At 45.8% G+C, this 25,923-nt stretch carries 28 protein-coding genes and 5 tRNA genes; 17 read left to right on the forward strand and 16 right to left on the reverse strand.

Annotation, left to right across the window (positions count from 1 at the left end):
- Position 1: 1 nt before the first annotated feature.
- The 8 genes from AC1RJL_RS17675 to prmB all read right to left on the reverse strand — a co-directional run bounded on the left by AC1RJL_RS17675 (position 2) and on the right by prmB (position 8,471).
- Complete coding sequence (locus tag AC1RJL_RS17675; protein WP_492916429.1) at positions 2-916, reverse strand: MerR family transcriptional regulator; 915 nt, start codon at positions 914-916, stop codon at positions 2-4.
- Positions 916-1,875: a YbgA family protein gene (locus AC1RJL_RS17680; protein WP_492916431.1), complete on the reverse strand. Its 960-nt coding sequence runs from the start codon at positions 1,873-1,875 to the stop codon at positions 916-918. Before AC1RJL_RS17680 ends, AC1RJL_RS17675 begins: the two co-directional genes overlap by 1 nt.
- A 224-nt stretch (positions 1,876-2,099) precedes the next feature.
- The gene (gene cysB, locus AC1RJL_RS17685; RefSeq protein ID WP_492916433.1) at positions 2,100-3,074 is read right to left on the reverse strand and encodes an HTH-type transcriptional regulator CysB; all 975 of its coding nucleotides are present in this window, start codon (positions 3,072-3,074) and stop codon (positions 2,100-2,102) included.
- Between the two features lie 289 nt (positions 3,075-3,363).
- The gene (locus tag AC1RJL_RS17690) at positions 3,364-4,269 is read right to left on the reverse strand and encodes a 5'-nucleotidase (RefSeq protein WP_492916435.1); all 906 of its coding nucleotides are present in this window, start codon (positions 4,267-4,269) and stop codon (positions 3,364-3,366) included.
- Positions 4,270-4,296: 27 nt separating this feature from the next.
- Complete coding sequence (locus AC1RJL_RS17695; protein WP_492916437.1) at positions 4,297-5,064, reverse strand: amidohydrolase; 768 nt, start codon at positions 5,062-5,064, stop codon at positions 4,297-4,299.
- Entirely contained in the window at positions 5,057-6,244 is a 1,188-nt protein-coding gene (locus AC1RJL_RS17700) for an MFS transporter (protein WP_492916439.1), read from the reverse strand. The genes AC1RJL_RS17695 and AC1RJL_RS17700 overlap by 8 nt, the downstream gene beginning before the upstream one ends.
- Positions 6,245-6,325: 81 nt before the next feature.
- Positions 6,326-7,426, reverse strand: coding sequence for a chorismate synthase (aroC, locus tag AC1RJL_RS17705; protein ID WP_492916441.1), 1,101 nt, complete (start codon positions 7,424-7,426; stop codon positions 6,326-6,328).
- Positions 7,427-7,520: 94 nt separating this feature from the next.
- Positions 7,521-8,471: a 50S ribosomal protein L3 N(5)-glutamine methyltransferase gene (prmB, locus tag AC1RJL_RS17710; protein ID WP_492916443.1), complete on the reverse strand. Its 951-nt coding sequence runs from the start codon at positions 8,469-8,471 to the stop codon at positions 7,521-7,523.
- 144 nt (positions 8,472-8,615) lie between these two features.
- Here prmB and folE point away from each other — a divergent pair, with 144 nt between their 5' ends.
- Positions 8,616-9,155: a GTP cyclohydrolase I FolE gene (gene folE / locus AC1RJL_RS17715; protein ID WP_492916444.1), complete on the forward strand. Its 540-nt coding sequence runs from the start codon at positions 8,616-8,618 to the stop codon at positions 9,153-9,155.
- Between the two features lie 84 nt (positions 9,156-9,239).
- On the opposite strand, the gene AC1RJL_RS17720 is transcribed toward folE, so the two are convergent.
- The 6 genes from AC1RJL_RS17720 to AC1RJL_RS17745 form a co-directional block, all read right to left on the reverse strand.
- Positions 9,240-10,148 (reverse strand): DUF4892 domain-containing protein, encoded by a 909-nt coding sequence (locus tag AC1RJL_RS17720; RefSeq protein WP_492916446.1) that lies wholly within the window; start codon positions 10,146-10,148, stop codon positions 9,240-9,242.
- A gap of 52 nt (positions 10,149-10,200) precedes the next feature.
- Complete coding sequence (locus AC1RJL_RS17725; protein ID WP_492916449.1) at positions 10,201-11,073, reverse strand: alpha/beta hydrolase; 873 nt, start codon at positions 11,071-11,073, stop codon at positions 10,201-10,203.
- 50 nt (positions 11,074-11,123) lie between these two features.
- Positions 11,124-11,600: a phosphohistidine phosphatase SixA gene (gene sixA / locus AC1RJL_RS17730; protein ID WP_492916450.1), complete on the reverse strand. Its 477-nt coding sequence runs from the start codon at positions 11,598-11,600 to the stop codon at positions 11,124-11,126.
- Positions 11,601-11,990 carry a DUF4389 domain-containing protein gene (locus tag AC1RJL_RS17735; RefSeq protein ID WP_492916452.1) on the reverse strand — a complete coding sequence of 130 codons (390 nt, stop codon included), beginning with the start codon at positions 11,988-11,990 and terminating at the stop codon, positions 11,601-11,603.
- Positions 11,990-13,009: an NAD(P)H-dependent glycerol-3-phosphate dehydrogenase gene (locus tag AC1RJL_RS17740; RefSeq protein ID WP_492916454.1), complete on the reverse strand. Its 1,020-nt coding sequence runs from the start codon at positions 13,007-13,009 to the stop codon at positions 11,990-11,992. The genes AC1RJL_RS17735 and AC1RJL_RS17740 overlap by 1 nt, the downstream gene beginning before the upstream one ends.
- Positions 13,010-13,516: 507 nt before the next feature.
- Positions 13,517-14,017 (reverse strand): flavin reductase family protein, encoded by a 501-nt coding sequence (locus AC1RJL_RS17745; RefSeq protein ID WP_492916457.1) that lies wholly within the window; start codon positions 14,015-14,017, stop codon positions 13,517-13,519.
- Positions 14,018-14,416: 399 nt separating this feature from the next.
- Here AC1RJL_RS17745 and AC1RJL_RS17750 point away from each other — a divergent pair.
- The 3 genes from AC1RJL_RS17750 to AC1RJL_RS17760 all read left to right on the forward strand — a co-directional run bounded on the left by AC1RJL_RS17750 (position 14,417) and on the right by AC1RJL_RS17760 (position 14,776).
- Positions 14,417-14,493: transfer RNA gene (locus tag AC1RJL_RS17750), tRNA-Pro, on the forward strand.
- 36 nt (positions 14,494-14,529) lie between these two features.
- A tRNA-Arg gene (locus AC1RJL_RS17755) sits at positions 14,530-14,606 on the forward strand.
- 94 nt (positions 14,607-14,700) lie between these two features.
- Positions 14,701-14,776, forward strand: a tRNA-His gene (locus AC1RJL_RS17760).
- A gap of 30 nt (positions 14,777-14,806) precedes the next feature.
- Here the strand turns inward: AC1RJL_RS17760 and AC1RJL_RS17765 are convergent.
- The gene (locus tag AC1RJL_RS17765; RefSeq protein ID WP_492916459.1) at positions 14,807-14,935 is read right to left on the reverse strand and encodes a hypothetical protein; all 129 of its coding nucleotides are present in this window, start codon (positions 14,933-14,935) and stop codon (positions 14,807-14,809) included.
- Positions 14,936-15,329: 394 nt separating this feature from the next.
- On the opposite strand from AC1RJL_RS17765, the gene AC1RJL_RS17770 reads away from it, so the two are divergent.
- The 11 genes from AC1RJL_RS17770 (at position 15,330) to AC1RJL_RS17820 (ending at position 23,032) form a co-directional block, all read left to right on the forward strand.
- Entirely contained in the window at positions 15,330-15,578 is a 249-nt protein-coding gene (locus AC1RJL_RS17770; protein WP_492916461.1) for a type II toxin-antitoxin system Phd/YefM family antitoxin, read from the forward strand.
- Positions 15,568-15,852 carry a type II toxin-antitoxin system RelE family toxin gene (locus AC1RJL_RS17775; protein ID WP_492916612.1) on the forward strand — a complete coding sequence of 95 codons (285 nt, stop codon included), beginning with the start codon at positions 15,568-15,570 and terminating at the stop codon, positions 15,850-15,852. Before AC1RJL_RS17770 ends, AC1RJL_RS17775 begins: the two co-directional genes overlap by 11 nt.
- A 782-nt stretch (positions 15,853-16,634) precedes the next feature.
- Positions 16,635-17,480 carry a bifunctional methylenetetrahydrofolate dehydrogenase/methenyltetrahydrofolate cyclohydrolase FolD gene (gene folD, locus AC1RJL_RS17780; RefSeq protein ID WP_492916463.1) on the forward strand — a complete coding sequence of 282 codons (846 nt, stop codon included), beginning with the start codon at positions 16,635-16,637 and terminating at the stop codon, positions 17,478-17,480.
- Between the two features lie 83 nt (positions 17,481-17,563).
- The gene (locus AC1RJL_RS17785) at positions 17,564-17,878 is read left to right on the forward strand and encodes a hypothetical protein (RefSeq protein WP_492916465.1); all 315 of its coding nucleotides are present in this window, start codon (positions 17,564-17,566) and stop codon (positions 17,876-17,878) included.
- A 94-nt stretch (positions 17,879-17,972) separates the two neighbouring features.
- A complete protein-coding gene (gene truC / locus AC1RJL_RS17790; protein WP_492916467.1) occupies positions 17,973-18,734 on the forward strand; it encodes a tRNA pseudouridine(65) synthase TruC in 762 nt (253 codons plus the stop codon).
- Complete coding sequence (gene rsuA / locus AC1RJL_RS17795) at positions 18,734-19,429, forward strand: 16S rRNA pseudouridine(516) synthase RsuA (RefSeq protein ID WP_492916469.1); 696 nt, start codon at positions 18,734-18,736, stop codon at positions 19,427-19,429. Before truC ends, rsuA begins: the two co-directional genes overlap by 1 nt.
- Positions 19,426-20,493, forward strand: a complete 1,068-nt coding sequence (locus AC1RJL_RS17800) for a class I SAM-dependent methyltransferase (RefSeq protein ID WP_492916471.1) — start codon at positions 19,426-19,428, stop codon at positions 20,491-20,493. The genes rsuA and AC1RJL_RS17800 overlap by 4 nt, the downstream gene beginning before the upstream one ends.
- Before the next feature lie 206 nt (positions 20,494-20,699).
- Positions 20,700-20,775: transfer RNA gene (locus AC1RJL_RS17805), tRNA-Asn, on the forward strand.
- Positions 20,776-20,893: 118 nt separating this feature from the next.
- Positions 20,894-21,175 (forward strand): pyrimidine/purine nucleoside phosphorylase, encoded by a 282-nt coding sequence (gene ppnP / locus AC1RJL_RS17810; RefSeq protein ID WP_492916473.1) that lies wholly within the window; start codon positions 20,894-20,896, stop codon positions 21,173-21,175.
- A gap of 198 nt (positions 21,176-21,373) precedes the next feature.
- Positions 21,374-22,864, forward strand: a complete 1,491-nt coding sequence (locus AC1RJL_RS17815) for a tryptophan halogenase family protein (RefSeq protein ID WP_492916475.1) — start codon at positions 21,374-21,376, stop codon at positions 22,862-22,864.
- Between the two features lie 92 nt (positions 22,865-22,956).
- Positions 22,957-23,032: transfer RNA gene (locus AC1RJL_RS17820), tRNA-Asn, on the forward strand.
- A gap of 62 nt (positions 23,033-23,094) precedes the next feature.
- Here AC1RJL_RS17820 and AC1RJL_RS17825 read toward each other — a convergent pair.
- Positions 23,095-23,793 carry a TIGR01621 family pseudouridine synthase gene (locus AC1RJL_RS17825; RefSeq protein ID WP_492916477.1) on the reverse strand — a complete coding sequence of 233 codons (699 nt, stop codon included), beginning with the start codon at positions 23,791-23,793 and terminating at the stop codon, positions 23,095-23,097.
- Between the two features lie 401 nt (positions 23,794-24,194).
- Here AC1RJL_RS17825 and AC1RJL_RS17830 point away from each other — a divergent pair, with 401 nt between their 5' ends.
- Together AC1RJL_RS17830 and AC1RJL_RS17835 are read left to right on the forward strand one after the other, a co-directional pair.
- A complete protein-coding gene (locus AC1RJL_RS17830) occupies positions 24,195-24,812 on the forward strand; it encodes an acyltransferase (protein WP_492916479.1) in 618 nt (205 codons plus the stop codon).
- A gap of 88 nt (positions 24,813-24,900) precedes the next feature.
- Positions 24,901-25,923 (forward strand): extracellular solute-binding protein, encoded by a 1,023-nt coding sequence (locus AC1RJL_RS17835; RefSeq protein WP_492916481.1) that lies wholly within the window; start codon positions 24,901-24,903, stop codon positions 25,921-25,923.

Below are 25,923 nucleotides of genomic sequence, written 5' to 3' on the forward strand. Positions count from 1 at the left end.
TTCATCCCTTCAATAATTGGTTGATTGCGACCAACACGTGCTGTTGGTTATCACAAAGATAGACTCCTGTATTCGGTTCAAAACTCAACGCCCTGAAAACACGCGCTGCGTTTCCCGCCAGCACAACAGGTATGGCCGAACGTTCTCGCCATAGATTCAAGTGTAGCTGCAGCTCGCCAGTATTTAAGGTATCGCCACCTGTAATCACCACTATTTTTACACCCAGCGCCTCAGCGCAAAGCAATGATTCTTTAACGGTTAAATAACCCAAAAATTCGGCCTGATGTTGATTCACCAGGAGACCATAATTTAATACTTGTGACAGCACTGGACTTTCATCACCTGCGGCTGAAATAACCAGAATTTTTTCACCTTGCGCCGCTTGTCGTTGGCGGTTTTGGGAGGCTTGGATATATTCGAGAATCACGGCGGTAAAAAAAGCGCGGCGTACCGGTTTACCCGGTTCATCACCTTGAAGTTCTGCCAGAAGCGGCACCAATAAAAAGTCAGCAACCATCGCAATCGGGTAAAGTGCAAAAGTATCTTCAATCAAACGCTCAAGCTGGTTGCGGTTAAACGCCGTTATAGCGCTTTGGATTTGCTGGACTAATTGAAGCCAGACTGAATCTATCGCAGGAACATCATCCCCACGTTTTTCATCGGCAAGCAGCGCTTTAACTTTGCTAATTGCTAATCCGCGTCCCAGCCATAGTTGAATTTCTTTAACGCGTTCAATATCAGCCCGGCTATAGAGCCTGTGGCCTTTGGTCGTTCGCTGGGGAATCAACAACCCGTAGCGCCGCTCCCAGGCGCGCAAAGTCACCGTATTCACACCAGTGACGCGGGAAATTTCGCGAATAGGTACGTTGTCATCTACCAGCGCTTCCGCTATTTCAATGTCTACTATCGGTTCCACTAGTCATTCCCAATAATGTGATTACGCAATCCCAGACGCTCCGGATGCGGCGCCCAAAATGTTTGCGACTTCAAATAAGGATTATCCAGTTTTAACAAGTGATGTTTAAGCAAGGTAAGCGGCACAACCAAAGGCACAATGCCAGTTTTGTAGGAATCAATTAATTGGGATAGCTCTTGTTTTTCCTGGGTATTCAATCGCTCTTTCAAATAACCGCGTAAATGCATAATCGCATTGGTATTACCTTTACGGGTCGCGTGATGGGCAAGCGCTTCCATAAACAGGCGAAAGAATTCATTGCTGCTTGTGTGGATGTCCCGCTCAGCGAGATTTGATAAATAACGACCGATGGAAAAATAGCTCGGCACATGATGTGCCATCACCTGGTATTTATAGCGGGAGTAAAAATCAATGAGTTTTTTGGCGGTAGGAGCATCAGCCACTGACGTTTTAAAATCGTAATAAGCAAACACACGGGTCAAAAAGTTATCGCGCAAACCTGCGTCATTTAACCGGCCAGCCTCTTCAACAGGCAATAATGGCATCAACTCCATAACCCGTTTTGCATAGGCGCCCTGCCCTTTACTATCAATGGAAAAGCCGTTAGTAAGATAGCGCTTCATCCCAAAGGCACCACAACTGGGGGATTTCTGCATAAACACATAACCGCAGATATCCGGCAGTTGTTGTATGGCCAATTCCGCCTGATTAACCAGGGCATCCGTCACATCCAGATCCGGGTTCTCGATACCGCGCACCCGGGTCTCGTCACCCACAATAACTAACCTTATAGGTTTGCGTGGAATTCCCAAGCCAATAGCCACTTCCGGGCATACAGGGCGAAACTCAAAGTACTCACTGAGCACATCAGTCAAGTAATGATTGTGCTTGTGGCTGCCGTCATAACGGACTTGCTCACCCATCAAACACTGGCTGACACCCAGCGGAATTTTGCCCATTACATTCCTATACAGATTAATAGTCTTGTATAAGTTTTAACTTAATACCCTGTACAAAGCAATTATTTTGTATAAGAAAAGGACATTAAATAAATGAGGGAAAATAAATGCGCGGGAGAAATACCTAAACAGGAATGGATAAATTGGATTAAAAAAACAGGTTAATGAATTGATATTCAATAAAAAAGCCGAACTTTCGTCCGGCTTTTTTAGCCTTATCCCCATTAATGCGTGGGGATTTCGATATCTTCAAATAAATCATCCAGCTCCGCCCTTGAATGGCGGTTGAATGCTTCATTGATGATGTCTTTGGTCAGATGCGGAGCGAACTTCTCGATGAAGTCATACATAAATCCACGCAAGAAGGTACCGCGACGGAAACCAATCTTGGTCACGCTGGACTCAAACAAATGACTGGCATCCAAGGCAATCAGGTCGCTGTCAGTGTTTTCGTTATACGCCATGCTGGCGATAATCCCAACCCCCAAGCCCAAACGTACATAAGTCTTGATAACGTCGGCGTCGGCGGCAGTGAATACAACCTTGGGCGCGAGACCACGATTGATAAAGGCTTCATCCAACTTGGAGCGACCAGTGAAACCAAACACGTAAGTAACGATTGGATACTTGGCAACCTCTTCCAGCGTCAGACTGGAAACCTGGGCCAATGGATGGTTTTTCGGTACTACAATGCTGCGATTCCAACGATAGCAAGGCATCATGATCAAATCGCTGAACAGCTCCATAGCTTCCGTGGCGATAGCAAAATCAACAGTGCCATCCGCTGCCATCTCGGAAATCTGCATCGGCGTGCCTTGATGCATATGCAGCGCAACTTCAGGATACTGCTTGATAAATGACCCGATTACCGGTGGCAGCGCATAGCGAGCCTGGGTATGGGTAGTCGCCAGCGTCAAGGTACCTTTGCGCTCATTACTGAACTCTTGGGCAACCTGTTTAATACTCTCAACTTTACGCAGGATCTCGCCTGCAGTTTTAAGTATCGCCTCACCTGCTGGTGTGATACGGGTTAAATGCTTCCCGCTACGCGAGAAAATCTCAACACCCAGTTCATCTTCCAGCAAACGAATTTGCTTACTGATACCAGGCTGGGAGGTATAAAGACTCTGTGCAGTAGCAGACACGTTCAAGTCGTGATGTGCCACTTCCCAGATGTAACGCAGTTGTTGCAGCTTCATAAGCCCTCCGATTGGCTCACTCACTGGGGGTATTTGCAAATGCAAGTACCAGAAATATACCCCGATGCAAGCTCAGAGTTATAAAATTAAGTTAGGTTATTCATTTCAAGAATAGAACAAATCGCAGCCTTATGCCTAACCATTATTAATTGTGCTTCCGGCTGCTCTTGTTACAACTTTAGACTATATCCTATAAATTCAAAGCTTTTGCCGCAGGAATATTACAAAAATAGCAAAAAATACCGATTACACACCCCACATTGGGTATATATGCAGGGCGGCTATTACATTATGGCAATAGGCGATTCGCAATCCCGTGGGGTACATGTCCCGTAGCGACATGCTCGCGAGCGGATTCGCAGTGCATTTTTTGGTCGTCAAAAAACACATCGGCGCCGTACGCTTTGAGAAATGTTCCCTTCGATAGCCCACCCAAAAATAGCGACTCGTCGATGCGAATATCCCATGCGCGCAAGGTGCGGATGACACGCTCATGCGCAGGCGCTGATCGAGCAGTCACCAGCGCTGTACGGATCGGACAGTTTTCACCAAATTCAGATTGAAGGTTATGTAAGGCAGCCAGGAATTGCTTGAAAGGACCTCCGCTCAAAGGTGACTTGGCAGATGCTTTTTCACTTTCAGTAAATGCTGAGAGTCCCTGTAATTTATAAACTTGCTCGGCCTCATCAGAAAAGATAACTGCATCACCATCGAAGGCAAAACGCAGTTCATCTTCATTTTCGACTTGATTGTTGGATGCAATTAATGTCGCCGCTGCCATACCGTGATCCAGCGCTTGCCTTACATCATCCGGCTCGGTCGATAAAAATAAATGGCAACCGAATGCTGATGCATAACGATAAGGCGATGTGCCACCACAAAATGCAGCACGGCTAATTTTGAGCCCGTAATGCTCAACTGAATTGAATACGCGCAAGCCGGTGTCAGCGCTGTTGCGCGACAATAAAATTACCTCAACACGCGGTTCATCGCCCAATCGCTCATTGAGGCGCAATAATTTTTTCACCAATGGGAAAGCATCACCGGGCGCAAGGATTTCATCTTCGTGTTCAATTTGGTACTGCGCATAAGCAGCAAGTCCTTCATTAATGTAAACCTGATGACTTTCATCCAAGTTAAATAATGCACGCGATGAAATTGCTATAACCAGCTTATCGCCGAAACCTGTGGGCATAATTAAATTCTCCTGCGAGAAAAAACATTATTGCAATATAAACGCATCTGCATCCAAATTGGCTGGAAACTGTTCGCGATACGTGATTAATTTTTCTGCATATAATTCGACTGTTATCAATTCCGCTTCCTGACTTGTTGCAATCAGTTCGCCAGAAGGGCCATAGACACTGGAATCACCTGCGTAATGTTGCCCTGCCTCATCCATGCCTACACGGTTCACACCAAGAATATAACTTAAATTTTCGATAGCCCGAGCTTGCAATAAGCGATTCCAATGCAAACCACGAACGCTTGGCCAATTCGCGACATAAAACGAAAGATCATAATCGTTGCGATTGCGACTCCACACTGGAAAACGCAAGTCATAACAAATTAACGGCAACACTCGCCAACCATTTATCTCAACCAAAACACGCTCACTACCCATCGCATAACGCGTGTGTTCGCCGGCCATCCTGAATAAATGACGCTTGTCGTATTCGGTATAACTGCCATCGGGGCGCATCCACACCAGACGATTAAAATACTGCTCACCTACTTTGACCACCAAACTCCCGGTAACTACTGCATTATGTTTGGCCGCTTGTTGTCGCATCCACAGATAAGCACGTCCATCGACCGACTCCGCATAGCTGCGCGCGCTGGAACAAAACCCTGTAGTAAATACCTCTGGCAAAATAATCAGGTCTGTTTTGGTAATGGCGTCCATCGCCTGCGCAAACACATCAAGATTATGTTGGGGATTATTTGGTGTGATCACCTGCTGTACCAGTGTGACCGTCAAATTATTCATGAGGTGTATCTCCTACCGGACGATATATGGGATGCAACCAAAAATAACACAACAAAAATGCAACAAATACGGAAACTGCAGCCAATAAATACGTGGTTGAAGCACTATAGTCCCACAGGAGTCCGCCAATCAATGCACCTGCTGCACCACCTGCGCCAAAACTGAATGAGCTATACATTGCCTGCGCTTGCCCTTGGTTCGCACCTTTAAAATGGGTGCGCACCAATTCGATAGAAACTGCATGGGCGATGCCAAAGGTGCAAGCATGCAGCAGCTGTGCAAATAACAACACAGGCAAGTATTCAGCACCGTAGGCAATCAACAACCAGCGCAAACTGGTGACTCCCAAGGCGAATAGCATTAATAGCCGCAAATTAAAACATCCCAACACTTTATGCATCACCATAAAGATCGCGACCTCTGCGAGCACACCCAGCGCCCACAACAAGCCGGTTGCAGTGCGGGTGTAGCCGTAGTTTTCAACAAGATAAAGCGTATAGAACGTGTAGTAAGGGCCGTGACTCAGCTGCAATAAAAAGCTGGCAGCCAGAAAACAAATAATCGTTGGCTGCAAAACCAGGCTTAAAAATTTCGGGGGCTCACCATCAGATTTTTTAGCGCTTACATCTTTCAAACTGAGGCTGGATAACCAGATTAAAATCAGGAACGTTAAAATAAATAGCGGCAAGAAACGGATGGACAATACATCAAATACCAATCCCAAGCCCACCACGGCCGCGATAAAACCAACCGATCCCCACAAACGAATTTGGCCGTAACGATGGTAGTTATTGCCCAAGTATCCAAGGGTAATGACTTCGAACTGCGGCAGCACCGCGTGCCAAAAGAAGGTGTAACAGCTGACCACCAACACCAGCCACCAATAACGTTGGTCAAGCAAAACACCGGCAAAAATAATACTCGCGGCCAAACTGCCAATGCGGATAATGCGCAACCGCTGCCGCGTGTGATCCGCAAGCCAACCCCAAAAATTGGGTGCGACAATACGGGTTGCCATAATAATTGCACTGATAATGCCAACATCTTGCGATGAGTAACCGAGGGATTTGAGATAAATTCCCCAGTAGGGAATCAGCGTGCCAACCACAGCAAAATAAAAAAAATAAAATCCGGAGAGGCGCCAATACGGAATTGCTTGCTGCGCAAAAGAAAGGGACATAGAAACACAACGGCAGGAGTGAATTAAAACATTGGGTTAGTCATTACCATCGCAATGACTAACCCAACACACCCTTGAAAATTATTTAACGCTGGCAGGAATTACCGGAACAGAATGTTTAACAGCACCATTTTGTCCACGCTGGCGCAACAAGTGATCCATCAGCACCAACGCCAACATCGCTTCCGCGATCGGCGTTGCGCGAATACCCACGCATGGATCATGGCGACCTTTGGTAATCACTTCAACTGCATTGCCATGCACATCAACACTGCGACCCGGTAAATGTAAACTCGATGTTGGTTTGAGCGCGATATTGGCAATAATATCCTGGCCGGAAGAAATGCCGCCCAAAATGCCGCCTGCATTATTTGACAGGAAACCTTCCGGTGTCATCTCATCGCGATGCTGACTGCCGCGCTGCTCGATAGAGCCAAATCCTTCGCCAATTTCTACACCTTTCACCGCATTGATGCTCATCAACGCATGAGCAATTTCTGCATCAAGGCGATCAAAAATAGGTTCGCCTAAACCGGGCGGAACATTGGTCGCAGTCACTGTAATTTTTGCGCCGATGGAATCACCTTCTTTGTTCAGCGCCTGCATGAACGCTTCCATCTCAGGTACTTTACTGGCGTCAGGACAAAAGAACGGGTTTTGATCAACTTGATCCCAATCTACGGTTTCGATTTTGATCGGGCCGAGCTGCGACAAATAACCACGCACTTCAATCCCGTGAAAATCTTTTAAATATTTTTTAGCGATGGAGCCTGCAGCAACACGCATAGCAGTTTCACGCGCAGATGAACGGCCGCCGCCGCGATAATCGCGCACACCGTACTTCTGCATGTAAGTGTAATCCGCATGGGCCGGACGGAATTGGTCTTTGATGTTGGAATAATCTTTTGAGCGTTGGTCAGTATTTTCGATCAGCATGCCAATCGGGGTGCCGGTGGTTTTGCCTTCGAATACACCGGACAAAATCTTGACCGCATCTTCTTCGCGACGCTGGGTGGTATAGCGGGATGTACCCGGCTTACGACGATCCAAATCGATTTGGATATCTGCCTCGGTCAATTCAAGGCCGGGAGGACAACCATCCACAATCGCGCCCAACGCCACACCATGGCTCTCGCCGAAGGTAGTCACAGTAAACAATTTGCCGTAAGTATTTCCTGACATCAGTTATTTCCAGAAATAAGAATCAAACACCGGATAAGTAAAAAGTGCGCCGATTATACGTGACTTGTCTTGGAGACGCATCGTCATCAGCGGATCAGAGGACACCTTCTGCACGTGCATTGCGCAAATCCTGCGCCGTCAATACAAAGACGCCATGCCCGCCACGTTCAAATTCCACCCAAGTGAACGGCAGCGATGGATAGGCCTCTTCCAACGCCGGCCAGGAATTACCAACTTCCACAATGAGCACGCCGTTATCGGTTAAAAAATCTGCAGCCTCAACCAAAAGTCTCCGGGTAAAATCCAAACCGTCATTGCCAGATGAAAGACCCAACTCAGGCTCTGCATGAAACTCATCCGGTAGACTGGCCATATCATCGGCATCAACATAGGGTGGATTGGAGACGATCAAATCAAAACGTTGCCCGTAGAGGTTTTCAAACAGATCCGATTGCAGCGCAAACACCCGCTCAGTTACACCATGCTGCTGGATATTTTCTTCCGCCACCGCCAAGGCATCATAGGAAATATCGCTCAATTGCACCTCAGCATCAGGAAATGCATGGGCACAGGCGATACCGATACAACCACTTCCGGTACAGAGGTCAAGAATCTGTTGTGGTTCATCTATCAGCCAAGGCGCAAAACGTTTTTCAATAAGCTCTGCGATGGGCGAGCGCGGCACCAATACCCGTTCATCAACCACGTAAGGCAAACCCGCAAACCAGGCTTGACCGGTAATGTAAGCTGCCGGGATACGCTCCTCGATACGGCGCTGGACATTAGCGACTACCCGCGTCCGCTCGCTACGCGTCAACTGCGCATCCAGCCATTCATCACCCAGTGGCGGCACCAAGTGAATTGCATGCAGGACCAACTGCTCGGCTTCATCCCAAGGGCTATCAGTACCGTGGCCGTAAAAAAGCTTAGCCGCGATAAATTCGCTGGCAGCCCAGCGGAAGAAATCGCGAATGGTCAGCAACTCATCGCGCGCTTGATCAAAAACGGTAGAAGCCTGATTAACATCATTGGAAAAAGTGGGCATGGATAACCTCGAACTGGGCAGACTGCGCGCATTCTACCGAATTAATCGCCCAAATCAGGATTTATGTTTTCTAGAAATCCATCGGAAGCGGTAAACTGCCGTTTTGTGTAAGGCAGCGCCCCACTGCCGCTTGAGGAGCTTTTGATGAGAGAACACTTTGCGAACATTATTGCTGGCATTGGTGAAGATTTAACCCGTCCTGGCCTGCTGGATACCCCTGACCGAGCTGCAAAAGCCTTTCAATTCCTGACCCGCGGTTATCACCAAACACTAGACGAAGTGGTCAATGACGCCCTCTTTCCATCCGACTCTGACGAAATGATTCTGGTAAAAGATATAGAGTTATATTCACTGTGCGAACACCATCTTTTACCTTTTATTGGCAAAGCCCACGTTGCCTATATTCCTACCGGGAAAGTATTGGGATTATCTAAAGTCGCGCGGATTGTTGATATGTTCGCGCGCCGCTTGCAGATCCAGGAGCAACTTACCGTGCAAATCGCCGAGTGCATCCAGGACATCACCGGCGCTTCCGGTGTTGGCGTTATTATCGAAGCAAAACATATGTGCATGATGATGCGCGGCGTGGAAAAGCAAAACTCGTCGATGAAGACCTCGGCAATGCGTGGTAGTTTTCGCAGCAACCAGGCAACACGCAATGAGTTTTTATCGCTACTGCGCTAACCATTTATCGAACTATAAAAAAGGCGGCATTAAAAGTGATACCGCCTTTTTTTATTGGCGATGCGATTTATTATTCAACTATAACTACTCGTTAATTTTAACTACCTCAACGCGCGCACTTCGATCACCACGCCCTGCCGGTGCAAGACTGCCTACGCCATAAGTAGTGATCCGACTGGCCACAACACTCTTATCTTTTAATGCATTTTTCAGTTGCTCGGCATAACCTTGCGAATCTTTTTGTTGTTGGGCAAGAGATACAGGAGCGTAATCATGCCCTACCAGCGCGATTTTCCAACCGGGCTTTTGCGTCAATACATCAATCAGTGCTTGTAGATGCGCCGGTTTAATTTGGATGTTGGTATTACCTTGCGGATCGTCGGCCACCAGGTCGGGGAAAACGTAATAGCCATTAGCATCCAATGATTTGATAATCGACTCCGGGCTTGACGCTATTCCCAGTTCAATAATTTTATCAACATGCAAAACATCAACCTGAATAACAACACGTTTATTACCGCGCTGTACGGCATAGAGTGCTACATAAAACGGTTTTGCATCGGCAGTGGTAACTTCATAGGCACCATACTGTTGGAACTGATCCAACCCATATAGCTGCTGGATTTTGAAGTGATTATTAGCCCATGAATTGCTGGTGCCGCAATCGCGGCTTTTACAATGAAATAATTCGCGGAAATTAAAATTCTGCAATTGATCCAGATAAAAGTCGAAACCGTTACTCGCGCTATGTCCTTCTGGCAACTCTAATGTAGAGCGCGCAAGCTCACCACTTAAACGCTGTTGGCGATCAACTCGCCAACTGCCGGCAATTTTTTTATAGCTTCCCAATGCCAACACATAATCATCGGTTTCACCGCCACTTTGAAACATTACCCGTGCGTTGTGATAGTTTTGCAATGGCAATTCATCTGCAATTGCAACACCGCCAACCGATAACAAAATTGCTACACTAATATAACGAAAACAGTTCATAGGCTCTCACAGAAAATTGTAGCTATTTTTGATCTGATTCTTTTACGAATGACTAGACAATAAAACGGGCGAAAAATTCGTTGAGCTTTTCCGCTACCAAATCCACCTCCTGCTCCATATGCAAATGATGGCCGCCCGGTAGCAATTCATAATCAACGCACGAGAACCGGGCAACCTCTTGCATATAGTTTGCATACAACTTGGGTAGGCCATCTTCAGCCAACAATAATTTTATTGGTGCCCGGACACTATTAATAAATGCATGCAAATGTTCGCGCGATAATTTAATTACTGAAGGTGCTAACAAACGAGGATCGGTGCTCCACGAAACACCATTCGATTGCGCCACAACGCCGCGTTCGGTTAATGCTGTCGCGGCAGCGTGCCCCAAAGGAAACATACCGCGCTCGCGTGCTTTAATAGCAATTTTTATATCAGGGTAAACCGAAGGTGTTTTTTGCTGCTGGACCCGCAAGCCATTAATTGCTCTCGCCAATTGCTTGGGAGCCTCCTCCGGGCGAGCAGGCTCAGGCAGCAATCCCTCAACCAACCCCAAGGCAATAAATCGCTCGGAAAATGCACCAGCGGCCAGTGTTCCGATAATGGCACCACGCGAATGTCCAAGTAATGCAAAACGCTCCCACCCCAGATAATCTGCTACAGCCAGCAGATCATTAATATCATCCCAGGGTGTATAAGCCATTTGTCCGGGACGATGATCACTCTGGCCATGCCCCGCCATATCGACGGCAACAATATGCACATTCTTCAGCCGCGGAGCCAAGGCAAAAAAACTGGCGGAATTATCCAACCAGCCATGCAATGCGAGTACCGGTAATTGCGTGGAATCACCCCACTCCTGCGCGGCAAACTGCATTCCATTGACAGTAAAGCGCAGCTCGCGGGGACTGGAAGATTGCACCATAGAAAAGCTCACCATGAGATAGAAAATAAAACAATATTGATCGTTTTATTCTAGGCGTGATCCAGCCAAAGTAAATTGCCCATACCCGCTGCAACTATTGGTGTCTGGATAGCGGCGAGAGAACTGGTAGCCATCGGGTAATAATCGTTCGGTTTGTTGCACAATTTATTGACCAACAAACCCACTAACGGTTGATGACTCACCAACAAAATTGATTGATTGGAAGCTTGCAACTGTTTTGTATTGAGTGCCTCCAACCACTCCATTAGTGCAAGCGGATTGGCCTCTGGCACAAGGAGATCGGTTGTCTGGATGCTTAGCTGCGGAAAATAACCTGCGGCAATTATTGCGGTTTGTTGTGCACGAACCAATGGGCTCGCCCAGATCGCGGAGACCGAAGCCATATCAGCCACACGGGCCTGCACAACTTTATCGGTATCACTCCGCCCTTTACTGGTAAGTTGACGCGCATCATCCGTCGTTATTTGCGCTTCAGCTTGCCCATGCCGCAAAATAAAAATTGTCATTTAATTTGCAGCTTCATCTGGAGTATCAGTTACGCGATTAGCAGACTCTCTCACTGCAGATTCTTTTGCTGCTGCCTCTTTTGCGACTGGCGCTTCTTGCGCAGATACGCCGGTGTCGGCTGGCCAGTCAGCAAATGGAAATGGTTTTTCTTCGCTGCTGTAGCATAAAAATTTTAAAACATCGTAGATATAAGTGGACAGCGAATGACCGAAGCGGCGCAAATGCTGATTGTCTTCACCGGTAATCAACGAAAAGAAAAATTGCACAATAACCAATATCCACATAACCAAACTGGCAAGCTGCAACACTGCGGCAAATAGCAGCATAAAAATCAACCGCAACCAATGCTTACTGGATGTGAGATTGGATTTTAATTGTTCATTGTCCATTAGTTACCCCTTAAATATTCAACATCATCAGCTTGTTCACCCACCATCAAACCACGCGCTACATCAGCAATCGCCTTTTGTTGGAAGAGAACGGCGTAAAGTCCCGAAACCAATGGCATATACACTTGCAGTTCATCGGCTTTCTGTTTCACTTGGCGCAGCGTATTAACACCTTCAGCTACTTGTCCCAAAGAGGCAACAATATCATCGAGTTTTTTACCCTGCCCCAAGGCGAAGCCTACACGATAATTGCGACTTAAATCCGAAGTACAAGTCAGAATTAAATCACCGACCCCCGCCAAACCTAAAAATGTCATGGGATTAGCGCCCATCATTTGCGCAAAACGCCCCATTTCCGCAAGGCTCCGCGTCAACAACATTGCTTGAGTGTTGTGCCCTGCGCCCAATGCCGCCGCCATCCCGCAAATAATGGCATAGATATTTTTCAATGCTCCGCCCAACTCTACACCATAACGATCATGATTAGCGTACACGCGGAAAGTGGAAGACTTGAGTGTTTGTTGCACACAAGAAATAACTGCTTCGCTCTCACTGGCGATAACAGTGCCTGTCTGTTGTTGCTGCACAATTTCTTTGGCGAAATTAGGCCCACTCAAAACACCTATCGGATGCCCTGGCAATTCCTGCTCAAGGATTTGGCTCATCAACGTAAACCCTTCCGGCTCGATGCCTTTAGCAGTGCTAACTACCATAGTGCCACCACCCAGCAAGGGCTTAAGCTGCCGGGTAACGGTGCGAAAGGAATGGCTGGGAATAGATACGAACACCAAATCGGCATCGGTAACGGCTTGGGACAAGTCTGCCGTAATGATTAATTGCTCATGCAGCATATAACCGGGAAGGTAGCGGGTATTTTGGCGCTCAGATTGGCACACTTCGGCCTGCTCTGTGCTTCGCATCCACAGGTAGGTTTGATGATTGTTACAAGAGATGATATTGGCAATTGCCGTACCAAAACTACCACCACCCAGCACGGCAACCTTCAATCGTTTATTCATAAATAAATCCAGTGGTTTGACCAGGAAAAAATCAATAGAAATCGTCACTTGTTACGATTAAAAAGATACAAAGCACACAAACTGTAACTTTTTTGCACAAAAACCTTCATCAAATTTTTGTCCACATTTTCTGTGGATAACTTAGTGGATAGTTTTTGGGAAACCTTCTCAAAGGCCTATAAAATCTATACCAACAACAAATTGATTAAATTTTAATCAATTGAAAAATATCCTTATATTTCATAATGTTACATAAAAAAACCAGATCAAAAGCTCATTTTTTCACGTTTTTGATCAAGCCATGAGCGGGTTGGGCATTTAAGCACAGAAGGTGTGCATAAAGAGTTAGTAGTCATTAACCTTAAAGGCCTTATAGAAACGAAATATTCATATTGCAAGGCAAATTTTGATTAATTGTCTGCATCATTGCTGAACTATTACATTTACTGCGGCTACGCCTTGAATATCGAAATGTATGAAGGATAAATCATGCAGTAATAAAGACCTTTACTGGCGCGCAAATGCGCCATAGCTACCGTCAGCATAAAGCAAAGGATCTACATCTGCGCCATTCAAAATCACTTTATGAATCGCGCCTATGACAATTTTATGGGTGCCATAAGTGGTGACATGATCGGTTTGACAGATAAATACTGCTTGAGCATCCCCAAGCACCGGCAAGCCGGTATCGTCCTCTTCCCAATTTCCTATCTCAAAGCGATTTCTATTAGGTTCCCGCCCCGCACAAATATTAGAAACATTTTGATGGTCAACCGAAAGTACATTAATCGCAAACTGACTACCCGGCGTCGCCAAATGTGCTTGCTGCGACACTAATTGATTGATACATACCAATAACGAAGCAGGAGAATCAGATACCGAAGTCACTGAAGAAACAGTCATTGCAAAGCGCTGATTGCCCGGTAAGGTTGTAGAAAGCACACAGACACCAGACGCCAAACGACGCATTCCCAACTTCATCGAAACAGCTAAATTATTGTTTTGCATAAAATCTCCCAAACGGATAGTTGCTTATTCTGACTAGCTGATGACCGACACACAAGTCTCAACAAAGACTTAGCTACTGTTTTGACAGCAGCTTGTCAGGGTCGCATAAATCCAGCTAAGGGAGGCAATAGGCAAAACTCAATAGCGCGACGAGCAAAAGGCTATAATCCAGCTTTGATCGCTGAAATTAAAACGCAAATGCACAATTGATTGCTTTTCGTGCGATAAACAAAGTCACAATTCAATGCTTTACAGATGTTCTGAACACAGCTTGCACAAGCTGATTAGAATTTAACTGAGTGAGCTAAATATTTTATTTTGTTGTATTTTTTTCGTTGACGAGCCTAAGCCTCACCGTTATTATGCGCACCACTTGAAACGCAGTCAGTTTTAAGTCGTCGGAGTGTAGCGCAGCCCGGTAGCGCGTCTGTTTTGGGAGCAGAATGTCGGGGGTTCGAATCCCTCCACTCCGACCATCTTTTTATCGAACCTGCGAAGGTTTGTTCCAGCATGTGCCCGTAGCTCAGCTGGATAGAGCACCCGCCTTCTAAGCGGGTGGTCGCAGGTTCGAATCCTGCCGGGCGCGCCATTTGGGCAATTGTTATCTCGCCCTACTCTCTCTGGTATGTTCAATTAGGGATTCCATCCCGCACATATGGATGTGTTATTTTTGTTTTGCTACGGTGGCTGTAGCTCAGTTGGTAGAGCCCTGGATTGTGATTCCAGTGGTCGTGGGTTCGAGCCCCATCAGCCACCCCAATCCCTCCCAAGAAAAAATCCCCTTTAAAATCAAACATCTATAACACTCTTAACGGTTGCTAAATTCCTATTTTTATCTCTAATTTTTTTAAAATATTTCCAAAAGTCGCCACGAAACTTTGCCGCTTTTGAAAAATATTTTCTGAACTGTAATTTCACATTCACTTCCATTCATTTCAAACGTTGAATTGCTTATTTATCACTCAATGCAGCACTCATGCGGCCTGCCTTCAAAACCTCATTTCACAAATTCATTTTTTTACAGAAGCCGCAGGTCGGGAGGAGTGAATTTTCCGGATGCAGCACGTCATTGCCTCCAAAAATGATGCCGGTCGCTTGATCGCAGTGAATTATTGGATGAGCTTTCTAAGCCTGAGACAGCCTTATTCAAAAAAGACTGTTAAAAAGCACTTTATTTGGTGCCATATTAAGCATCAGGTTAGTTTGTAACTACCACGACGCTGGAGATGAACCACGTCACCACCTTGAAGATGGCAACGCTATACGTGATCCACGTTCTCACCTTAAGATGGCATTAGCCTTATAGGAATGTATGTTGAATCAACTGGCAGATGCTTCTATTAGCGTCACTGATCTTAAAAAGAACCCTATGGGAGTGCTGGAAGCTGGCTCACCGGTTGCAGTACTGCACCACAATAAACCTGCTTACTACTGTGTGCCTAGTAATGTTTGGGAAGCCATCATCGAGCAGTTGGAAGACATGGAATTAAAAGCATTGGTAGAGAAACGCGAGTCACGCCCTGGGAGAACATTCACCAGGGTAAATATCGATAACTTATGAGTTAGTTTTTGACGATGAAGCTTTAAAAGAATGGAAAAAATTGCAGCCACAAATACGTGAGCAATTTAAAACGAAGCTGAAGGAACAGCTGAAAAATCTCAAAGTGCCTAAAGACAAGTTATCCGGCATGAAGGATGTATACAAAATTAAATTGCGTTCAGCTGGGTATCGCCTCGCCTACCGCATTAACAACAAGAAAATTGAAATTGTTGTGATTGCTGTAGGTAAACGTGAGAACAACGCAATTTATGACGCCCTCACTAAACGGGTTTAAAATTAAGAAGGCAGTGTAAGCTACCTTCTTTATCTGGTAACTTTTTATCTTTAACTCTTAATGTACCAGCTAAACCGCCCTTGCTATAAAGCTGTCGGATGAATAAATGAATCTCTTCATCAATCAAGTTAACTCTATTCAATCCAACAATCACAGAGTCCCGAGTAAATAGATTGTTTACATTTAGTTTTAATGTTTAATTTTTGGTATTAGTAAATCTCAGGTTAAAAGTCGCGCCGCCATTTGTTTTTTGCAGCGCTCAATGCTCGGCCATTTTTTAGTTGCTGCGACCTGATTTTTTAGTGCTCCTTGCTGCAACAACAACGTATCAGTATTCAGCTTTAATTCCTTCCGCGGCTGCAAATACCCCGCCACTAACCATATGCAAGCAATATCGTACGGGCAAGAAAGTAGCCCCACTTGTTGGGAAACATCTCCCCAAACGCTGTCCGCTTAAAAAAGACCACAGCCAACAATCACAAACCAAATCAAAGTAACAACCACAGCCCCTAAAGTCGTCACTGAATCTGGGGGACAAGCAGAAGAGCAAGACCTAAACAATTGATTTAATTGAATATTGGTAAACGCCTAGTAAGGCCGCACAATGATTTCAGTACCCCTCTGAAATTAATTTCAAAGCTCAAACCTTTAATATGCCCTTCTAAGATCAGTTTTTCCGCTCATCAATCTTAATTCCCTTGGCGACTCCTGCCCGCTGTGGGAAAATGCGCAACCTCAGATTTAGCCCCATTTATCATTTACTACACAGGTAATTAGCGCCCATGTCCGCACTTGTATTGGATGGCAAAGCCCTTGCCGAAAAAACTGAACAGGAACTCTCTGCTCGTGTCGCCGCATTAAAAGCACGCAGCAACGGCCAAACCCCTATCCTGGCAACCATACTTGTCGGTGATGATCCAGCATCGGCAACCTATGTAAAAATGAAAGGTAATGCCTGTACCCGTATTGGTATGGAATCGTTAAAAGTGGAACTGCCTTCATCTACAACGACGGATGAACTGCTGGCAAAAATCCACGAGTTAAATAACAACCCGAATGTGCACGGCATTTTGTTGCAGCATCCGGTTCCACATCAAATTGATGAGCGCTTGTGCTTTGATGCAATCAGTGCAGAGAAAGATGTTGATGGCGTGACCTGTTTAGGTTTTGGCCGTATGAGCATGGGGGAGGAAGCTTATGGTTGCGCCACACCAAAAGGTATTATGCGCCTGCTCGAAAGTTACGGAATTGAACTGGCCGGCAAGCACGCCGTGGTAGTTGGCCGCAGCCCTATCCTGGGCAAACCAATGGCACTGATGCTGCTCAATGCCAACGCCACAGTTACTATTTGCCACTCCCGCACACAAAATTTGCCGTCATTAATCAAGCAAGCCGATATTCTTGTCGGTGCCGTTGGCAAACCGGAATTCATCAAAGCAGAATGGATTAAAGACGGTGCTGTGGTAGTTGATGCCGGCTATCATCCCGGTGGGGTAGGTGATATCGAGTTAAAACCCTTGGTTAATCGTGTTGCCGCCTACACACCTGTTCCCGGTGGGGTCGGCCCAATGACAATTAATACCTTGATCTACCAAACAGTAGACTCAGGCGAAAAGAAAATCGGTTAATTATTTAAAATTTCTGTTTTTTTGTTGTCACTGTTTTGATAAAACTGTTCGTATCGCAATTTAACTTAGGGAGTAAAGATCAAATGCGTAATTTTCTCTTATTGAGTAGTTTGTTGGCGGTGAGTGTTTCTGTCACTGCAAATGATACAATTAAATATATCTGCAAGATGAATAATGCCGAGCGTATTATCGAAGTAGCTTATAAGTCTACCGACAAATCAGCGCCCTGCACTGTGAGTTATACTAAAGATGGCACTACACAGACGCTGTGGAGTTATGAAAGCACCGAGAGTCAATGTGAAGCGAAGGCAGCAGAATTTGCCGAGAAACAAAGCAGCTGGGGATGGACCTGTAGCAACGAAGCAAGTGACACACAAACACCAAAGAACGCTGAATAATTTAACCTTATTACTATACCGTTTTTGCGTTCCAATAAAAGCAGGCACTCGCCTGCTTTTATTTTTATAGTTCACCACTTTATAAGTTAAGCTGATGACGGAATTACTGCCCATTATTTATCGCGATGAATATATGGTTGCCATCAATAAACCCGGCGGCCTATTGGTTCATCGCAGTGAAATTGATCGCCATGAAACGCGCTTCGCGGTGCAGTTATTACGCGACCAAATTGGCCGGCCTGTTTATCCCATTCATCGCTTGGATAAACCGACTTCAGGGGTATTGGTGTTTGCTCTTTCATCAGGTATCGCCCGACATCTGGGTGATATTTTTACTCGTCATGAATTAAACAAAACCTATGTGGCGTTGGTGCGTGGTTTTTCTCCCAACCAAGGAGTAATTAATCATTCGCTCGTTGAAGAATTGGATAGGTACACCGATAAAAAAGCGCGCTTCGATAAACCGGCACAACCTGCCGTTACTGAATTTAAAACGCTGGCACAGATCGAATTACCCTTTAGCATTGATAAATATCCCTGTACACGTTACTCACTCGTACAATGCAATCCACACACCGGACGTAAACACCAAATTCGTCGCCACCTGAAGCATATCAGTCATCCAATCATTGGCGATGCAAAGCATGGCAAAGGCAACCACAACCGATTTTTCCAGGAAAAATTTGGCTGCACCGGTTTGATGTTAGCGGCGACTGAGCTGGAACTTATCCATCCTGTCACCAAACAAACACTGACTTTAGTAGCACCACTTGCTGCCAGATTTATCCACATTATTCAGCAGTTTGACTGGGGTAACGCCCTGCCCCAACATTGGCTAACCGTTCAGGATTTCTAATGCGTCTCGATAAATTTCTCAGCCACTATAGCGATTATTCGCGCTCACTTGTTCAACAAGCCATCAAAGCAGGCAGGGTGATCGTTAATGATGTCGTTGCAAAAAAAGGTGATCAAAAATTATTGGGCGATGAAATTATTATGCTTGATGGAGCACGCATCGAAGCATTACAAACCCGCTATTTAATGTTGCACAAACCAATGGGATATGTGTGCGCTAATAGCGATAGCGAGCACCCTGTCATCGTCGATTTAATTCGCTTGCCGCGCTGGCAGGAATTACAAATTGTCGGGCGACTGGATTTAGACACCACAGGTTTAGTGCTGCTTACCGATGATGGCCAATGGAATCATCGCATCACGTCACCGCGCAGCGAATGTCCAAAAACGTATCGTGTTACCACCGCCAGCCCGATTACAACTGAAACTGCTGCGCTCTTTGCGACTGGCGTACAATTACATGGCGAAAAGATGCCAACGCGCCCGGCGCATCTGGAATTAATTTCCAGCCATGAGGCACTTTTGCAAATCCATGAAGGCAAATATCATCAGGTAAAACGCATGTTTGCTGCTGCGGGCAATTTGGTAGTGGGATTGCATCGCGAGAGCATTGGTGACATTCAATTAGATCCTGCATTAGCACCCGGTGAGTATCGCGCATTAACAACTGATGAAATAAAGAGCGTAGCACCATGACTGATTTGCCCCTTCACTGGATCACCCAACAGCTTAGCAATATTCCGGCGGACACTGGCAAACGTTATCTTTGGTGCACCGATGAAAATGCATTAAATATGCTCCCCGCGGCGTTGCATCAACAGCAATTATTAGTATTAACCAATCGTTGGGATGTTGCCGAACAAGCAAAAGCGCGCGGTTTCAATACCGAATTCAATGACTTTGATTGCGGCGGAATCGAGGACAATAGCCTCGACAAAATTTTTTACCGTGTATCCAAAGAAAAGCCGGTGGTACATCACCTGCTCAATCAAGCGTGGCGCTGCTTAAAGCCCGGCGGGCAATTATCCATTGCCGGATATAAAAACGAAGGTACAAAAACCTATATCGAAAAAATTGCCAAGCTATTGGGTAGCGGAAAAAATATCGAAAAAAATGGCCCGGTTTATTCATCTGAATTGAGCAAATATACAGAATATGATGCCGGGCAATTATTGGATGATAGCGACTATAACTACCAGCGCCCGATTGCACTCGATTCACAACTAAAATTACTCAGCAAACCCGGTCTGTTTGGCTGGAATAAAGTGGATTCAGGTAGCGCTTTACTCATTGAGGAACTTGAAAAGCAATTTGACTCGACGAACGCGCCTACGTCATGTCTGGATCTAGGCTGTGGCTACGGCTATCTGACTATTGCCGCCGCCAGCCTTGCGAGCTGCAAAAGCATCCAGCGCTGGACAATGACTGACAACAACGCTGCCGCACTTGCAGTAGCCAAACAAAACTTGCTGCATAACCAGCTAACTGGCAATGTTATCGCAGCCGATGCGGGAAAAGGCATATCAATCAAGGTGGATTTAGTGTTGTGTAACCCGCCCTTCCACCAGGGATTTGGCATTGATGGCGACCTGACTGATAAATTTCTTGCAAGTGCCAAGTGCCTGCTGACACCTCAAGGTACTGCCATTTTTGTGGTAAATCAGTTTATCCCACTGGAACGCAAGGCCGCCCCACTGTTCACGCACGTCAACCTGCTGGTCAATAACGGCAGCTTTAAGGTCATTCAACTGGGGCTTTGAGCTTAGCACTGATGAAAAAACAACCTGCTCAATACGCCAATCCAATCCATTTTGGATAGCGAAAACACAGCTTGCAGGATTAATAAACAGCCTTGAATTTATTGATATTTTTTTGCAAGAAAAGTTACTGAAAACAGGCAAAAACGGTTGACCAACCAAAACTGCCTCTATATCATGCGCACCACTTCCACAGAGGAAGTCACCGTTCCGCCTTAGCTCAGTCGGTAGAGCAAATGACTGTTAATCATTGGGTCGCTGGTTCGAGTCCAGCAGGCGGAGCCAGAATTAAAAACGAAAGGTCGCATTTATGCGGCCTTTTTTGTGCCCGTGTTATTCGTATTTATATCCTTGTGCCTCCAACGGCATTTTTATCCACTACCCACCTTGAGCGGAGCATCCCATGTTTAAAGTTAATGAATACTTTGGTGGCGCAGTTAAATCTATTGCATTCCAAACTGAAACCCTGCCAGCAACTATTGGCGTAATGGCGAAAGGCGAATATGAATTCGGTACCAGCCAAAAGGAATACATGACCGTAGTAAGTGGCAGCCTGACGGTAGTACTGCCAGGTAACGACAAAGCGGAAACCTTTGCTGCCGGCCAAACGTTTATCGTTGAAGCCAACCAGCGTTTTAAAGTATCCGCCGACGTAGAAACATCTTACCTGTGTAAATACGAATAGCAGTTTGTTAGGCGAGTTATATCTTATCGAAAAAGCAAACCTATACAGTCAAAAATAAAGGCGCTTCGGCGCCTTTATTTTTTTATCTATATACAAAACACACGCTACCTAGTGCAAACTGGTGCTGAACTTCAGCAGTGCACCCTAATAAGTATTTTCCCGGATTTTAACCATCACTATCTGCCAGGTATGCAGCCAATGAATAAGCCAATAAAAAAAGTTGTTATTGTGGGTGGTGGAACAGCAGGCTGGATGACCGCATCTCTGCTGAAAAAAGTACTGGGGACGATTGTTAATATTGAACTCGTCGAATCTGAAGAAATTGGTCGTATTGGAGTTGGCGAAGCGACAATCCCCCCTATTCGCCATGTGAATGAAGTGTTGGGTATTGATGAAACGGATTTTCTGCGCGAAACAAAAGCAACGATCAAACTTGCAATTAAATTCGATAATTGGCACAGGCAAGGCGAAAGTTATTTTCATACTTTCGGTGCCGCAGGAAAGCCTATCGCATTTTGTCACTTTCATCACTTATGGTTACGTGCAAAACAACTGGGCGACACGTCCAGCATATGGGATTACGATCTCAATTATCTGTGTGCAACTGAAAACAAATTTGCCCCGATTATCGCGAAAGATCCGGTTCTGGATATGCTCTACGCCTATCACTTTGATGCTTCGCTGTATGCGGCCTTTTTACGCAAATTCAGCGAAAAATTGGGGGTGGTGCGTACTGAGGGGTTAATTAATAGCATCAGTATTCATCCGGATAGCGGCTATGTCGAAAGTCTCACGCTGAAAAATGGCATCACTGTTGCGGGCGATTTGTTTATCGATTGCTCAGGGATGCGCGCCTTGTTAATCCAACAACAATTAGGTACTGGCTACGAGGATTGGAGTCATTGGCTACCCTGTGATCGCGCTGTTGCTGTTCCCTCCGAACGCTTCGCCCAAACCTTACCCTACACCCGTGCTATTGCACATGCAGCCGGCTGGCAATGGCGAATTCCATTACAACATCGCAATGGTAATGGCTTGGTTTATAACAGCAATTATTATTCAGAGGATGAAGCAACCCATTTGCTACTTTCCAATATTGAGACCGAGGCGTTGGGCGAACCTAACCTTATCCAGTTTAAAACCGGGCGACGATTAAAACAGTGGAACCGTAATGTCATTGCGATTGGATTATCGAGTGGTTTTCTTGAGCCGCTTGAATCTACCAGTATTCATTTGATTCAATCAGCAATTGTACGATTAATAAAACTCTTCCCTCACGAGGGTATTGCACCTGCCAATGTTGTTACCTACAACCATCAATCCCAAAAAGAATTTGAAAAAATCCGTGATTTTATTATTCTTCACTATCATGCGAATAAACGCGATGATAGCCGCTTCTGGCGTGATCTTGGAACGATGGAAGTCCCTGCTAGTTTGACGCACAAAATAAATGCGTTCCGCGAAACCGGTACATTGTCTCGTGAACCAGATGATCTGTTTCACGATGCCTCCTGGTTGCAAGTTTTATTGGGACAAGGTGTTACACCACAAGACTATCATCCTCTGGTCAACAGTCTTTCTGAGGAACAGCTAAAGGAAATGCTCATCAATATTAAAAAAATCAAACAGAGTCCACTGTCGCAATTACCTATGCATGATGATTTTTTGACTAAAGTTTGTGGAAGTTAATGGAAACCGATAGTCCGTTAATACATCAAAATAGTTGACCATTATTTTTCGTCTCTATATTATGCGCGCCTCTTCATTATGAAAAGCACAATTCCGCCTTAGCTCAGTCGGTAGAGCAAATGACTGTTAATCATTGGGTCGCTGGTTCGAGTCCAGCAGGCGGAGCCAAAATTTAAAACAAACAGGCCGCATTTAGTGCGGCCTGTTTGTTTGCGTAAATCCAGCTATTTTTAACTTTTTCCTGAAATAACTGGCCAGGGCAAAAGCCAAGGCTCTCTCCACCCTACCATCGCCGCATCAAACAACTCATCGACAAAAAAATCACCTTCACGCGGCAACCCGGTAAATCGATATTGTTTGCCATCCAACCGGAAAGCAAGACTGAACGCGTGCAAATAAGTGCGATCGCATGTTTCACTCGCAACTGAATCGCCGTAGAGACCATCGCCTAAAATAGGTGCGCCGATACTTTTTAATGCCACCCGAATTTGATGGGTCTTGCCCGTATGTGGCTTAACAATAAACAAGCGCCTTCCCGCGGTAATAGTTTTGCTAAAAAATTGTGTGCTAGCGGGATTTTCCTGTGCAGTGAGAAGTTTCCATGCGCCGCGCCGCGAGGGCGCCATATCGCCTTTTATCAAACCTTGTTTTTTAGTCGGTTTTTTTGCGCTTATGGCAAGATAATATTTTTCTACTTCGCGCATGCGAAATGCATCATTTAACTGGCGATTAATAACGGCTGTTTTTGCCATCACCAATAAACCGGACGTCACTTTATCCAAACGATGCACTGGAAATAATTTATCCAATTGCTCATGTTGGCGAAGCGTTTCAAATAGGCCCGGTTCACCGGACTCACTGTGAAAACTGGTATTCGGCTTTTTATAAATTACAATAAATCCCGAGTTATTTTCTACAATGTCGTACATAAAAATTGCCCACATAAAGATGCGACGCAGGGTATCAGCAGTAGATCAACTCATCTATAGAAACAACCACTTTCTGCCATAAGATTATTTTGGCTATAAAAATGCGGGACTTGTTACTTTAAAAACTAATGTAACTCTAGCAACAAAAACAGGCGGCGCTATAATCAGTTCAGGTGTCCGCTTCGGTTGTCGTAATGACGGGTTTACCCTAAGAGCGCTCATGTCAGTGCTCCATGTTTTGAGTTGTGCCCAGCTTTTACCCAAGGTAGAAGCGCCAGAGGCCAAGCAAACAAACCAATCACCAACAACCGGCGGACACTTTTTTATTGCCGCAATTTCTTGTTTCCGTCCCGCCCTCTATAATCCCGTCCTTAATTATCAATGCTGAACTTTTACAATCCATGGGTGATTCACAAAATACAGAACGCTATCGTCAACAACATAAGCTGCGCCTCAGCTATATGCCCTGGCTTTATGACCGGCTGAAACCGGTTCAGCGGGAATGGGCGCAGGCATGGCAAGACGAATGGCAAGCGTATTTGTGTGCAATGGAGACAGTGGAGATTGGTAAAAACTGTTTTATTGCACCTGAAGCGCGCTTATTTGCCGAACCAGGTCGCCCTATCATTATCGGCGATAACACTTATATCGCCGCCGACTGCGTGCTGCATGGCCCACTAACCATTGGACGGAATGTTTCCATCAATCATCACGTTAGCCTTGATGGCGGGCGCAAAGGCATTGTTATTGGCGATAGCACGCGCATTGCAGCCTATTCCTATGCTTACGCGTTCAACCATGGAATGGAGACTGACCAGCTGATTAAAGACCAACCCGTCACCTCAAGTGGGATTCAAATCGGTAGTGATGTGTGGATTGGCGCCAACACCGGTATAGTGGACGGCGTAACCATTGGCGACCATGCCATAGTAGGTATGGGGAGTATAGTGACTCGCACTGTTGCTGCCCATGCCAAGGTCGCAGGCAACCCTGCTCGTCCTATCGGCAACCGAACCTAGGGCAGATCAAGGTCATCGTATAAACTCATCCGCCACTTTGCTGGTACTAAGCTAAAATCAATTGACCTCAGGATATCCAGGTTCAGCGATGCGTTATTACCTAGCCAATTTCTTCCTTTTGCTGACCATTCTCTTCATTCCCCCTGCCTGGGCCAAGCCACACATGAAAATACTGGCGTGGGAAGGCTACGCCGATGCCGATTTGGTGCACGAATTCGAAAAGCGCTATCAGGTCGATATCAAAGTTACTTTTGTTTACTCAGATGATGAACTTTGGAGCAAAGTAACCGAATCTAATAATGAGGGTTATGACCTGATCGCCGTCAATACCGCTGAATTACAACGTTATATTGCCAAAGGGCTTGTACGCCCTATCGAAACCCGCAATATTCCCAATCTGGAACATCAACTTCCGCAGTTTAAACAACGGGATGAGATTCCAGGCCTGGTTAAGAATGAGCAAACCTATGCGATCCCCTATACCTATTCAGAGATGGGGCTTATTTATAATCGCAAACTGGTTCACCAACCGCCGCAAACTATCAATGCCCTGTGGAACCCTGCCTATGCGGGCAAGGTGCTTGCGTTTAACACCAGCAATCACAATTTTACCCTGGCAGCACTTGGTCTGGGCATGAAAACACCATTCAACCAATCGCCGGAGCAACTGCAACAGTCCGCCCGTCGGCTGGTCGAATTACGCCGCAATTTGCTCACCTTTTATTCTTCGCCCCAAGAGGCCGTTAAATTATTTAAAACCCAGGAAATTGCGCTGATTTTTGCCAATTACGGTAACCAACAATTAAAAGCGTTAGTCGACGTAGGAGCGGATGTTGGTTACACCATGCCGCAGGACGGCACTCTCGCCTGGCTGGATTGTTGGGCTGTTGGGCATAGCGCTGGCCCGCTTGCCGAGCAATGGATTAATTTTATGTTGGAAGAAAAAGCCAGCCTCCGCCTGACCAATGCGCAAGGTTTGGCAAATACCATACAGGAATCGACTGCCCACCAGAATGCCAATCTCATCTGGCTCGAGCCGATTGAAAATGCTGATGCCCGTGCAAGCTTGTGGGATCGAATTATTTCTGGCGATGTCATGGAAAGGTTTTAG

The sequence above is a fragment of the Cellvibrio sp. GW822-FHT04B05 genome, assembly GCF_058800985.1.

Coding starts and splice junctions, on each gene's coding strand:
- AC1RJL_RS17835 (WP_492916481.1), top strand. CDS start 24,901: ATGCGTTATTACCTAGCCAATTTCTTCCTTTTGCTGACCATTCTCTTC.
- AC1RJL_RS17725 (WP_492916449.1), bottom strand. CDS start 11,073: ATGGTGCAATCTTCCAGTCCCCGCGAGCTGCGCTTTACTGTCAATGGA.
- sixA (WP_492916450.1), bottom strand. CDS start 11,600: ATGACAATTTTTATTTTGCGGCATGGGCAAGCTGAAGCGCAAATAACG.
- AC1RJL_RS17800 (WP_492916471.1), top strand. CDS start 19,426: ATGACTGATTTGCCCCTTCACTGGATCACCCAACAGCTTAGCAATATT.
- truC (WP_492916467.1), top strand. CDS start 17,973: ATGACGGAATTACTGCCCATTATTTATCGCGATGAATATATGGTTGCC.
- AC1RJL_RS17815 (WP_492916475.1), top strand. CDS start 21,374: ATGAATAAGCCAATAAAAAAAGTTGTTATTGTGGGTGGTGGAACAGCA.
- aroC (WP_492916441.1), bottom strand. CDS start 7,426: ATGTCAGGAAATACTTACGGCAAATTGTTTACTGTGACTACCTTCGGC.
- AC1RJL_RS17785 (WP_492916465.1), top strand. CDS start 17,564: ATGCGTAATTTTCTCTTATTGAGTAGTTTGTTGGCGGTGAGTGTTTCT.
- AC1RJL_RS17745 (WP_492916457.1), bottom strand. CDS start 14,017: ATGCAAAACAATAATTTAGCTGTTTCGATGAAGTTGGGAATGCGTCGT.
- folD (WP_492916463.1), top strand. CDS start 16,635: ATGTCCGCACTTGTATTGGATGGCAAAGCCCTTGCCGAAAAAACTGAA.
- AC1RJL_RS17720 (WP_492916446.1), bottom strand. CDS start 10,148: ATGAACTGTTTTCGTTATATTAGTGTAGCAATTTTGTTATCGGTTGGC.
- folE (WP_492916444.1), top strand. CDS start 8,616: ATGAGAGAACACTTTGCGAACATTATTGCTGGCATTGGTGAAGATTTA.
- AC1RJL_RS17830 (WP_492916479.1), top strand. CDS start 24,195: ATGGGTGATTCACAAAATACAGAACGCTATCGTCAACAACATAAGCTG.
- AC1RJL_RS17690 (WP_492916435.1), bottom strand. CDS start 4,269: ATGCCCACAGGTTTCGGCGATAAGCTGGTTATAGCAATTTCATCGCGT.
- AC1RJL_RS17695 (WP_492916437.1), bottom strand. CDS start 5,064: ATGAATAATTTGACGGTCACACTGGTACAGCAGGTGATCACACCAAAT.
- AC1RJL_RS17770 (WP_492916461.1), top strand. CDS start 15,330: ATGTTGAATCAACTGGCAGATGCTTCTATTAGCGTCACTGATCTTAAA.
- AC1RJL_RS17825 (WP_492916477.1), bottom strand. CDS start 23,793: ATGTACGACATTGTAGAAAATAACTCGGGATTTATTGTAATTTATAAA.
- AC1RJL_RS17735 (WP_492916452.1), bottom strand. CDS start 11,990: ATGGACAATGAACAATTAAAATCCAATCTCACATCCAGTAAGCATTGG.
- AC1RJL_RS17680 (WP_492916431.1), bottom strand. CDS start 1,875: ATGGGCAAAATTCCGCTGGGTGTCAGCCAGTGTTTGATGGGTGAGCAA.
- AC1RJL_RS17740 (WP_492916454.1), bottom strand. CDS start 13,009: ATGAATAAACGATTGAAGGTTGCCGTGCTGGGTGGTGGTAGTTTTGGT.
- prmB (WP_492916443.1), bottom strand. CDS start 8,471: ATGCCCACTTTTTCCAATGATGTTAATCAGGCTTCTACCGTTTTTGAT.
- rsuA (WP_492916469.1), top strand. CDS start 18,734: ATGCGTCTCGATAAATTTCTCAGCCACTATAGCGATTATTCGCGCTCA.
- AC1RJL_RS17700 (WP_492916439.1), bottom strand. CDS start 6,244: ATGTCCCTTTCTTTTGCGCAGCAAGCAATTCCGTATTGGCGCCTCTCC.
- ppnP (WP_492916473.1), top strand. CDS start 20,894: ATGTTTAAAGTTAATGAATACTTTGGTGGCGCAGTTAAATCTATTGCA.
- cysB (WP_492916433.1), bottom strand. CDS start 3,074: ATGAAGCTGCAACAACTGCGTTACATCTGGGAAGTGGCACATCACGAC.